Here is a 10,413-nt window from a genome sequence, read left to right on the forward strand (position 1 = left end):
TCTTTCAGATTATAAATTCAAGTTGTTTTTTACAGAGGGCTGCAGGGCATCCTTATGCACCATAATGGAAATGGTTTTCAATTTAAAGTAAGCTTCACTCATGTATATGAATCCATCATTAGGCACCTTTTTTGTGTGCTTCCCCCAAGAATTTTTCACTTTGTAATAAATAGTGCCGTTTTGATCTTCAACCATGCCCACAATATGCATTAAATGATCATCGGTAGTATTAAAATTTTCAAACTCCTGTTGACGAAATTCTGGAGTTATCTCCTTTTCATTTGTAATCGCTTTCAATGCAGCCTCCCCTATGTTTTTATCTTCAGGGATTACCGCAAGACCATATTTAGAAGAAAATGTAGTTTCGGTAACATCGCAATCCAATTCGATGGAAAACCCAGCTTTTAGGGCTTCATTTGTAATCTGCACCAATTCATCCAAAGCTACATTATAATAGCTTCCATTTGAGAAATTATCAGGAATCTCCAATATAAAATTGCTGTTATAAGGATGATGTGTAAACGAAGTAATGCTCACATAATCCTGAAATTGCACCCCTGTCATTTCCAAAAATGATTGAGGTGTGTAAGTCTCACCTTCATAAACAAAAGTTTCAATTTGTTTTCCTAAAGCTGCATCCAATATGGCTTCAACATCCATTTTCCAATCCCCTTTATAGGTCGTTGGATTTTTAATATAAGCATCCAAAACAGGTTTTAAATCACCTACAATTTCAGAATGATCATGCGGTTTTTCAGTTTCTTGCAATCCAGTATACACCTCATTGGGAACCACTCCAAATTGCGAAATACTATTGATAACATCATGTGCCAAACCACCTTCACTAAATTGTGCCATCCCTTGGCGCATTACATAATTCCACGCCTTTTTAGGGTAGGTCTGCCTCACATTATACATTTCAGATAAATCGATATGTTTTCCTGAAAGACGCATAATTTCACTTTCCAAAAAAGAAGAGGTAGAAAAACTCCAACAAGTTCCAGTGTTCCCTTGACTAATGACCTCGGTAGTTTCAAGATCTATAAGGGATTTAAATTGGTAGGATTGAGAAAATGCAATGGTTGAAGTTGCCATTAGCATAACATAGAAGAGGGGCTTTTTAATGTTCATTCTTAACATTTTTAATTCTAGGCCGCTAAAATAATAAAAATGGAAAAGTTCTCCCTAGCAATTCTCTAAACAGTCTGGTCTAAAACTCACTTACAAACCACACATCACAAACATAACCCACTCATTGTAAGAACTATCGGAAATATTTGTATATTTAAATACAACTATTCCAATTATGAAAAACCGCTTCCTCCTATTAGTATTCCTTCTGAGTTTCACCCTTAATTGGGCACAACAGGACACCAATTCTGAAACCAAGGATTCCATAGTTCAAAAACCACACGAATTCACGGTTATGCCCTATATAAGCTATAATAGGAACCTTGAATTTATGTTTGGGGTCACTCCCATGTACATGTTCAGGATGAACAGAAATGATTTAAAATCCCCAAGATCCATGGTAGGATTGGCAGGCGTGTACACCACCAATAAATCCTATTTCATCGCGGTTTTCTCTCAAATGTACTTTAAAGAGGATTCCTGGAGACTACAAGTTTTTGGTGTTACAGGAGACCACCTTTCACAATTCTATGCCGGCGATATTGATGAACCCGGGTTTTATGATTATGCCACAAATACAACTATTATAAATGTAGGAATCAAAAGGAAAATAGTTGAACATCTATACGGGGGGTTTGCCTATACTTACTCTCATTACGAAACCGATTTTTACGATTTACAGCCCGCAACAACGACCACTTCTCAAGGCCTTGAAATTAACTTTATGATAGACAAGAGAAGTAACATTTACTATCCTATGAACGGTTACCAAACCAAACTCCGCTTGAAAATGTACCCTTTATGGATGGGCAATGATGAAAGAGCCAACCGTATTTTAACTTCTCACAACCACTACTTCCCATTTAGAAAAGATAAAGATGTGTTGGCTGCCCGTTATTCGGGACAATTTGGTCTTGGCAGCATTCCTTTTGAACAACAGGTTACTGTTGGAGGAAAGGATATCCGAGGATATTCTGAGGGGAAATATCGCGGCGATGGCTTGATTGCTGTACAGAGTGAATACAGATGGAATTTCCATAGAAAAATGGGCCTTGTTGGCTTTGCTGGCCTAGCCACCATTTACGGGTCTGACACCTCTAGTTTTGATTGGAAAATGTATCCTGGGGCTGGCGTGGGGTATCGCTACCAAGCCTTTAAATCCATGAAATTTAATGTGGGGCTGGATGCCGCTGTAGGGAAAGACGATTGGGGAATCTATTTCAGAATTGGTGAAGCATTTTAACAATTTTCCGGCTCTTAAATTACTTGATAGCGTTTTTTGTTACAATTAAAAACAATACCTTTAAGGAAACCTTTTACTAGGTTACGCCTAAACGAATACAACACATTAATGCTTACCAAAACAGAAAAGTCCTTTAGCCTCATCTACTTCATTATTGTCCTAGCCGAATTGGTATTTGGAAATTCTGAACGCCTACATGCATTGCACTATGTAAGCAAACCCGCTATCTTAACCACTTTGATCATCTTTTTTGTGACGCGAAGCAATCATCTCAACAAAACGTTGCGATTAATGACTTTGTTCGCCCTTTTGTTTTCACTTTTGGGAGATATAGAACTTATGTATGCCCAACGCGACGAACTTTATTTCATCTTTGGTTTAGTGGCCTTCTTAGCGTCCCACGTGATGTACACATTCGTGTTTTTAAAAAACAGAGATCCCGAAAAAAAACCATTTCCCTTCATTGCAATTCTACTCCTCTTTGCAGTTGGATTGTTATTTACTATTTATGAAGGATTAGGAAATTTAACGGTGGCTGTCATCACTTATATGTTGGTCATTCTAACCATGGTTACAACAGCTTACCTAAGAAAGGAAACAGGGACGCGCAATAGCTATTATTTAATATTTTCTGGCGCACTGCTATTCATGCTTTCGGATAGTATTTTGGCCATCGACAAGTTTCACGAGCCCCTACCCTTTTCCCACATTAGCATTATGTTCACCTATGCTCTGGCTCAGTATTGCATCGTGTTGGGACTTTTAAAATCAAGGGACAAAGTTGAAATTCTTCAAAAAACAACCTAACTTTTAATTCGTTAGTTTTCAGAAGCAAAAACAACACCTATGTTAAAAATTTGAAAATTAACACCATAAAACGCTCCTAAAGTGTAACATCTTCTCTGCAACCTCTACAAATAGTCAGCTAACAACTAAAAATTTGGATAAAGAACTAGAACATAGTTTTGTAAAATTACTTGAAGAGCACCAAAACATCGTGCACAAGGTCTGTAGGCTATATACCAACAACCAAGATGCCCACAATGATTTGTTTCAGGAAATTACCATACAGCTATGGAAAGCGTATCCAAAATTTAGGGGCGATGCTAAGTTTAGTACTTGGATGTACCGAGTAGGCTTAAATACAGCCATTACCCTATACCGGAAGTCTAAACGCAGAATTGACACTCAGGAGTTTGACACTGTACAGTTCAAAATAAAATCGGAAGAGTATGACGACACCGAAGAACAACAACTTAAACTCTTGTACAATGCCGTTTACCAGTTGAATGACATTGAGAAGGCCTTGGTATTTTTATTCCTTGAGGACAAAAACTATAAAGAAATCAGTGAGACCTTAGGGATATCAGAAGTGAATGCTCGAGTGAAAATGAACCGCGTGAAAACGAAATTAAAAACCATCTTAAATCCGTAGCAAATGGATGAATTAGAACTATTAAAGAAAGATTGGAATAAACGTGGGGACAGTTACCCCAAGTTGTCCTACAACGATATTTACAAGATGATCCTTAAAAAATCCTCTTCCATCGTTAAATGGATCTTTATTCTAAGTATGCTGGAATTTGTGTTTTGGCTAAGTATTTCATTTTTGCTGAAAGACTCCAAAAACCTCAAATCCTTCGACCGATTGGACGGTAGCTACCTCCTAATTCCTTTAACTGTCATTGGGTATTTGGTGTTGGCTTACTTCTTCTTTCTGTTCTACAGAAACTACCGAAAAATATCGGTAACGGACAGTGCCAAACAACTCATGGAAAACATTCTAAAGACCAGAAGAACCGTGAAGCAATACGTAGCCTTCAACTTGTTTTACATGGTATTTTCAAGCTTGGCAGTGCTGTTTATTGAATTTGACCAAAACCAAGATTTGATTGCTAAGGTACAGGAAGCCTCTGCCAATGGTCATCTTTTAATGTTCTATGCCAAAGTTATCCTAACCTTTACTGTAGTGTTCGGTTTGGTAATCTTGATTCTTTTAGGCTTCTATTGGCTAGTCTATGGAATTTTACTCAAAAAACTCAACAGAAATTACCACGAACTTAAAAAATTGGAAATCTAAAAACAGCTAGCTTACCACTCACGCTGTTTGTTGAGCTCCTCCAATTCCATAAGTTCCTTTTGTGAAATTACCTTTAAAAATGAAGGATGTTGCTCTATGGCATATTCAATTTTCTCAACAATGTCTGCAACAGAATCATTGTCGTAATCAATTTCTAAAGGCTGTTTAATTTCGAAAGATTGCAGTACGTTTTTCTTCTTTACACGAAGTCCTTTTTTGTCGAAAGAACGTCTAAAACCATCAATAACAATAGGCACAACCACTGGTCTGTACTTTTTAATGATGTGAGCAGTTCCTTTTCTAATAGGTTTAAAAGGCGTGGTGGTTCCTTGTGGGAAGGTAATTACCCAACCATCATCCAAAGCTTTTCCAATATTGGAAATATCGCTCATTTTCACTTGACGGTTTACATCCTTCCCTTCGGCTCTCCAAGTACGCTCAATACTCACAGATCCTACGTAGGCCAAAATCTTGGGCAATAAACCATCTTTCATGGTCTCTTTCGCCGCAACGTAGTACAAGTTTAATTTTGGATGCCACAGGTACCCCACATTTTTGATGGAATCTATTCGTCCACTTAAACTGGCGTTGAATACATGGAACATAGCCACCACATCCGCAAAGTAGGTTTGGTGATTGGAAATGAAAAGGACATTTTTGTCCGGAAGATTCTTAATAACCTCAGAGCCTTCAATCTGAAGTTCGTTAAAACCTCTAAAACGTCTGTGGGTAATAACACCCAACACACGGATTAACCATTTCTTTATAAACAATATATGTCCAAAAGGATTTTTTTTAAACAATCCCATACCCTTTAATTTTTACGAAGCTACAAAAGTAACAATTCTATAATTTTAAGTCGCCTGTTTTAACAAGTCTTTTAATTCACTAAGCATCATGGCGGTAGCCCCCCAAACAATGTGATTATTCAATTTAAACGCCGGAACTTCAACATTCTTTTTGTAAGAAGTATTCACAAAAGCACTGGTCAAACTGCCTTCATCAACAAAGTGTCCAAAAGGAACTTCAATTAGGTCTTCTACTTCATCTTCCTGCTTGATAAAACTTGGGGTTTTGTTGGTAACCCCCAAAAATGGGTATACGGTAAAGTTGCTGGGCGGAATATATAAGCGGGTCAAGGGTTTTACAATATCAATGTCTGTCATGGGCACCCCTATTTCTTCATGGGTTTCCCTTAAGGCCGTTTCCTCTAGATTTTGATCCTTTTGTTCATAGCGGCCACCAGGAAATCCAACTTGGGCAGAGTGCACTCCTTTGTAGGTTTTTCTAAGAATGAGCACCAATTTGGTGTATAATTTTTCATCGGGGTAAAACAAGGCCATAACCCCTGCGTTTTTGGAATGTCTTATGGCCTGCTCCTGCTGTTTCATAAATTCCAAACGAAAAGGCGGAGACATTTTAATCTGCGAGGCTTCTCCTGGAAGTGGCAGATTTTTTATTTTTGAAACCAATTTAGTGAATGCATCAAATTCCATAACCCCATTTTTAATTGCCCAATCACTCAGGAAATTAACAAATCCCTAAATAGATACAGATGTCCAACATTATTAAGACTCTAAAAACACCCTTTCTTTTATTTCTCACCTTTTGTGTTCTAACAAACTGTGAAGGTACGCAATCCAAGAAAAAAAACACAACTTCCAAGGTAGATTCCACTACCGTACCCCAGATACAACCTAAAGAAAAGGACACTATTACTACGCCAAAACGAAAATTCCCACGACTTACAGATGACACCGTGATGGAATTCTTTTTGGAATACGAAAAACACAACAAGGAAAACAAAGTGCGTATCACAACCGACTTTGGTGAAATTGATATTTTACTGTTTGACGAAACAAAATTCCACCGTGCCAATTTTATATACCTCACCAAGCAGCATTATTTCGATAATACCCAATTTTATAGAGTGGTTAACAATTTCATCATTCAAGGTGGTAGTTCCGATGATTACGAAATCACAAAAAAAAGAAGCAAAATTGGCAAATACCTATTACCACCAGACACTAAAAAAGGTTTTAAACATGACCGTGGCATTGTAAGCATGCCTAGCAGCGAAATTGAAAACGCCTATAAATTGGCTTCCCCTTATGAATTTTTCATTGTCCAAAAACAAGGTGGTGCTCACCATTTAGATGGCGCCTACACAGCCTTTGGGAAAGTGATCAAGGGGATGGATGTGGTGGATAAAATTGCGGCCCAAAAAACGGACAAGGCAGAATGGCCCCTTCATAACATTTACATAAGAAAAGTAGAAATTATCGACTAAAACCTTACTACAAACTAAGGTTTTAACGAAAAATTCACGCAAAATTCAACAGAGATTTAATACCTTGGAGGCCGTTAATAAAAACTAATTCTAAATGAAACAAAAAAATATCGCTAAACACATCCAAGCCTTTGGATTATGTGCTTTAGTTGCATTTACTTCATGCAAAGATGTCCCTAACCAAACAGAAGACATTGCTATGGCAGACAATACCGAAAACATTTTGCTACAAGAATGGACAGGGCCTTACGGAGGGGTTCCTGCCTTTGATAAAATGAAGGTAACCGATATCAAACAAGCCATGGAAACGGCTATGGAATCGCACCTTCTAGAAATTGAAAAAATTGCCAACAATCCAGAACCAGCTACCTTTGAAAATACCATTGTAGCAATGGAAAGCTCTGGAAAAACCTTGGATCGTGTGTTTGCTTATTACGGCATTATGAGCAGCAACGTATCAACTCCAGAATTTAGAACCATTCAAGCTGAATTGGCGCCTAAATTATCTGAGTACAGCTCTAAGATTTCACAAAACGAGAAGTTGTTCCAACGCATCAAAACAGTTTACGATGCGTCTCAAACCACGCCTTTGGAAGCAGATCAACAACGTGTAGTTGACTTGACTTATAAGAGTTTTGAAATGAACGGAGCGAATCTTGATGCTGAGAAAAAGGCCCGTTATGCTGAAATCGATAAAGAATTATCAAGTCTTTACAACAAATTCTCAGACAACTTGTTACACGACGAAGAAAACTATGTAACCTACCTTACCAAAGAGCAATTAGGAGGACTTTCGGAAGGATTTATTAAATCTGCAGCTAAAATTGCTGCCGATAAAGGTCACGAAGGTGAATATGCTATCACCAACACCCGTTCTTCAATGGATCCGTTCCTTACCTATTCTACCGAGCGCGAATTACGCAAGCAGGTTTGGACCAACTACTACGCTAGAGGAGACAACGGCGATGAGTATGACAACAACGCTTTGATTGCCCAAATCTTGAAACTACGCAAAGAGCGTGTTGGATTGATGGGTTACGACAACTATGCGCAATGGCGTTTACAAGACCGTATGGCTAAAAATCCAGAAAATGCAATGGATTTAATGATGGCTGTTTGGCCAGCGGCTATTGGTAGAGTTGCAGAGGAAGTTGCAGACATGCAGGCTATTGCCGATGCTAATGGAGATAACATTACAATCGAGCCTTGGGATTACAGATACTACGCAGAAAAAGTGCGTCAGAAGAAATATGATTTAGATAGTGACGAAGTAAAACAATACTTGCAATTGGATAAATTAACCCAAGCATTATTCTATGTTGCGGGAGAATTGTTCAACTATGAATTTACACCTGTTAAAGAAGGAAGCGTACCTGTATTCCACGAAGATGTAAAAGTTTGGGAAGTAACCGATAAAGATTCAGGAAAATTGGTAGGACTTTGGTATTTGGATCCTTATGCCCGTGAAGGAAAACGTTCTGGTGCTTGGGCTACTACCTATAGAAGCTACACGTCTTTTGAAGGAGAGAAAACCGTATTGGCTTCTAACAACTCTAACTTTGTAAAACCTGCTCCAGGTGAGGCCGTATTGGTATCTTGGGATGACGCTAACACGTTCTTCCACGAATTTGGTCACGCACTACACTTCTACTCTGCCAATGTAAAATACCCTACTTTAAACAGTGGTGTTAGAGATTATACTGAATTCCAATCACAATTATTGGAGCGTTGGTTATCAACGGACAAAGTAATCAACCAGTTTTTGGTGCACTACAAAACAGGAGAGCCTATTCCTGCTGAATTGGTAGCTAAAATCAAAAAAGCTGCTACCTTCAACCAAGGATTTGCAACTACAGAATATTTGGCATCTGCGTTAATCGACATGAAATTGCACTTGGCAGATCCAACAAACATCAATATCGACAAATTTGAGCGTGAAACTTTAGCAGAATTGAACATGCCTAAGGAATTGCCAATGCGTCACAGAACACCTCAATTTGGACACGTATTCTCTGGTGAAGGATATGCCACCGCATACTACGGATATATGTGGGCCGATGTATTGACAAGTGATGCTTCTGAAGCCTTTGCTGAAGCTCCAGGAGGATTCTACGATAAAGAAGTTGCCGCTAAATTGGTAAAATACTTATTCGCTCCAAGAAACGCCATGGACCCAGCTGAAGCGTACCGCTTATTTAGAGGTCGTGATGCTAAAATTGAAGCATTGATGAGAGACCGCGGGTTTCCAGTTCAATAAGTAAAAACTTCATTATAGAAAAAGAAAACCACGCTAGAAGCGTGGTTTTTTTATGTTAATAATTGATGTTTATTCTCTATATAAACTCGGCAAACTAATCTTAAATTTAACAGCCAAAAGTCTAATGACAATGACTACCAAAGCGGCGATAACAAAAACAATATTCTCTGCAATAGGCAGTTCCCTTAACACAAAATAGGTACTTCCTCCCAAAATACATGCTGTGGCATAAATTTCCTTTCTAAAAATCACAGGAATCTCATTACATAATATATCACGAATTACCCCACCAAAACAGGCGGTCATTGTTCCTAAAGCAATACATATTAAAGGATGTAGAGAAGCTACCAATCCCTTCTCAATGCCAACAACCGTGTAAAGACCAATCCCAATGGTATCGAACAACAGCAAAGAAGTTCTTAGGTAGTTGAGTTTACTTTTAAACAAGACGGCAAATAAAGTGGCTCCAAAAATAACATAGACATAAGTCATATTAGTCATCCAAGCAACTGGTGTTTGTCCAATCAACACATCCCGAAGGGTCCCTCCACCTACCGCCGTTACAAAGGCAATTATGAAAACCCCAAAAGGATCCATCTTTTTGCTCAGTGCCACCAAAACTCCCGAAATGGCAAAAGCAATGGTTCCTAGTATATCAATAATTTGAAAAAACATTACATCTGTTGTGTGTAGTAATTGTAGTCCTTAATCACAGTATCTACAAAATCTATTGGCTTTTCTTTGGGCTCAATGCCAATCACTTTAACAATTTGGTCATGCAACATCACAATAATATTGTGCTGTCCATTTCTCTTAGCGTCTTGATATAAGCCTTTTATGGTTTGCATATCGCTATCCTTAAACAAGGTTACCTGGGTATATGTAGGCACATAATCAGTAGGCAAATCCTTTAGAACCATATCATTTACAGAAACCAGATCCTTTTCACTAATTACTATAGTTCCCGCCGCCATATCACCTAAACGCTGCCCATTTCCTTTGAATAAAATGGTTAATATGGCTACTCCTCCACTTGAAAGACTTACATCAATAATCCTTAAAATCCACCTCACAAAATAATTGACAAAAGTTGGCTTAGACCCATCCAATTTTACCACTCTAATTTTTAATGCAGACTTCCCAATGGTTTGCCCATTCCAAAAAGCTTCCAACAATAAATAATACAAAAAAGCAGGTAGCGTAATCAACAAATACAACGCCCATTGATCTCCCATACCCAAATCTAGAGCCCCCAAAAGCATGAACGACAATATTAAATAACACCCTACAACCAAAGAGTCCAACAAATATGCCAATATCCTATCTCCAATACCGGCAACATTTTGATGGATGCCTACATTTTGCGCAGTTTCTATTTGAAATTTTTCCATATTTTCTTTTCTTTGAAAGCA

At 38.2% G+C, this 10,413-nt stretch carries 11 protein-coding genes; 6 read left to right on the forward strand and 5 right to left on the reverse strand.

The genetic code is table 11. The features are described from left to right. Positions 1-9: 9 nt before the first annotated feature. Positions 10-1,125 carry a C1 family peptidase gene (locus tag BKM32_RS00210; protein WP_076662100.1) on the reverse strand — a complete coding sequence of 372 codons (1,116 nt, stop codon included), beginning with the start codon at positions 1,123-1,125 and terminating at the stop codon, positions 10-12. Positions 1,126-1,306: 181 nt separating this feature from the next. Between BKM32_RS00210 and BKM32_RS00215 the strand changes: the two genes are divergently transcribed. The 4 genes from BKM32_RS00215 (at position 1,307) to BKM32_RS00230 (ending at position 4,454) form a co-directional block, all read left to right on the forward strand. After that, the gene (locus BKM32_RS00215; RefSeq protein ID WP_076661946.1) at positions 1,307-2,374 is read left to right on the forward strand and encodes a BamA/TamA family outer membrane protein; all 1,068 of its coding nucleotides are present in this window, start codon (positions 1,307-1,309) and stop codon (positions 2,372-2,374) included. 108 nt (positions 2,375-2,482) lie between these two features. Continuing rightward, complete coding sequence (locus BKM32_RS00220) at positions 2,483-3,181, forward strand: lysoplasmalogenase (protein WP_076661948.1); 699 nt, start codon at positions 2,483-2,485, stop codon at positions 3,179-3,181. Between the two features lie 133 nt (positions 3,182-3,314). After that, positions 3,315-3,809, forward strand: coding sequence for an RNA polymerase sigma factor (locus BKM32_RS00225; protein WP_076661950.1), 495 nt, complete (start codon positions 3,315-3,317; stop codon positions 3,807-3,809). A 3-nt stretch (positions 3,810-3,812) separates the two neighbouring features. Further along, a complete protein-coding gene (locus tag BKM32_RS00230; protein WP_076661952.1) occupies positions 3,813-4,454 on the forward strand; it encodes a hypothetical protein in 642 nt (213 codons plus the stop codon). Positions 4,455-4,465: 11 nt separating this feature from the next. Here BKM32_RS00230 and BKM32_RS00235 read toward each other — a convergent pair whose 3' ends face one another. Together BKM32_RS00235 and BKM32_RS00240 are read right to left on the reverse strand one after the other, a co-directional pair. Then, entirely contained in the window at positions 4,466-5,263 is a 798-nt protein-coding gene (locus BKM32_RS00235; protein ID WP_053975426.1) for a 1-acyl-sn-glycerol-3-phosphate acyltransferase, read from the reverse strand. 45 nt (positions 5,264-5,308) lie between these two features. Beyond that, entirely contained in the window at positions 5,309-5,950 is a 642-nt protein-coding gene (locus BKM32_RS00240) for a CoA pyrophosphatase (protein ID WP_076661954.1), read from the reverse strand. Positions 5,951-6,009: 59 nt separating this feature from the next. Between BKM32_RS00240 and BKM32_RS00245 the strand changes: the two genes are divergently transcribed. Both BKM32_RS00245 and BKM32_RS00250 read left to right on the forward strand, forming a co-directional pair. Then, positions 6,010-6,744 carry a peptidylprolyl isomerase gene (locus tag BKM32_RS00245; RefSeq protein WP_053975428.1) on the forward strand — a complete coding sequence of 245 codons (735 nt, stop codon included), beginning with the start codon at positions 6,010-6,012 and terminating at the stop codon, positions 6,742-6,744. A 94-nt stretch (positions 6,745-6,838) separates the two neighbouring features. Beyond that, positions 6,839-9,001, forward strand: a complete 2,163-nt coding sequence (locus BKM32_RS00250) for a M3 family metallopeptidase (protein WP_076661956.1) — start codon at positions 6,839-6,841, stop codon at positions 8,999-9,001. 69 nt (positions 9,002-9,070) lie between these two features. Here the strand turns inward: BKM32_RS00250 and BKM32_RS00255 are convergent, their stop codons facing one another. Continuing rightward, a complete protein-coding gene (locus tag BKM32_RS00255; RefSeq protein ID WP_076661958.1) occupies positions 9,071-9,676 on the reverse strand; it encodes a trimeric intracellular cation channel family protein in 606 nt (201 codons plus the stop codon). Next, positions 9,676-10,392 carry an RDD family protein gene (locus BKM32_RS00260; protein WP_076661960.1) on the reverse strand — a complete coding sequence of 239 codons (717 nt, stop codon included), beginning with the start codon at positions 10,390-10,392 and terminating at the stop codon, positions 9,676-9,678. Before BKM32_RS00260 ends, BKM32_RS00255 begins: the two co-directional genes overlap by 1 nt. Between the last annotated feature and the right edge of the window lie 21 nt (positions 10,393-10,413).

The organism is Mangrovimonas sp. DI 80, from assembly GCF_001975575.1.
GTDB classification, from domain to species: Bacteria; Bacteroidota; Bacteroidia; order Flavobacteriales; family Flavobacteriaceae; genus Mangrovimonas_A; species Mangrovimonas_A xylaniphaga.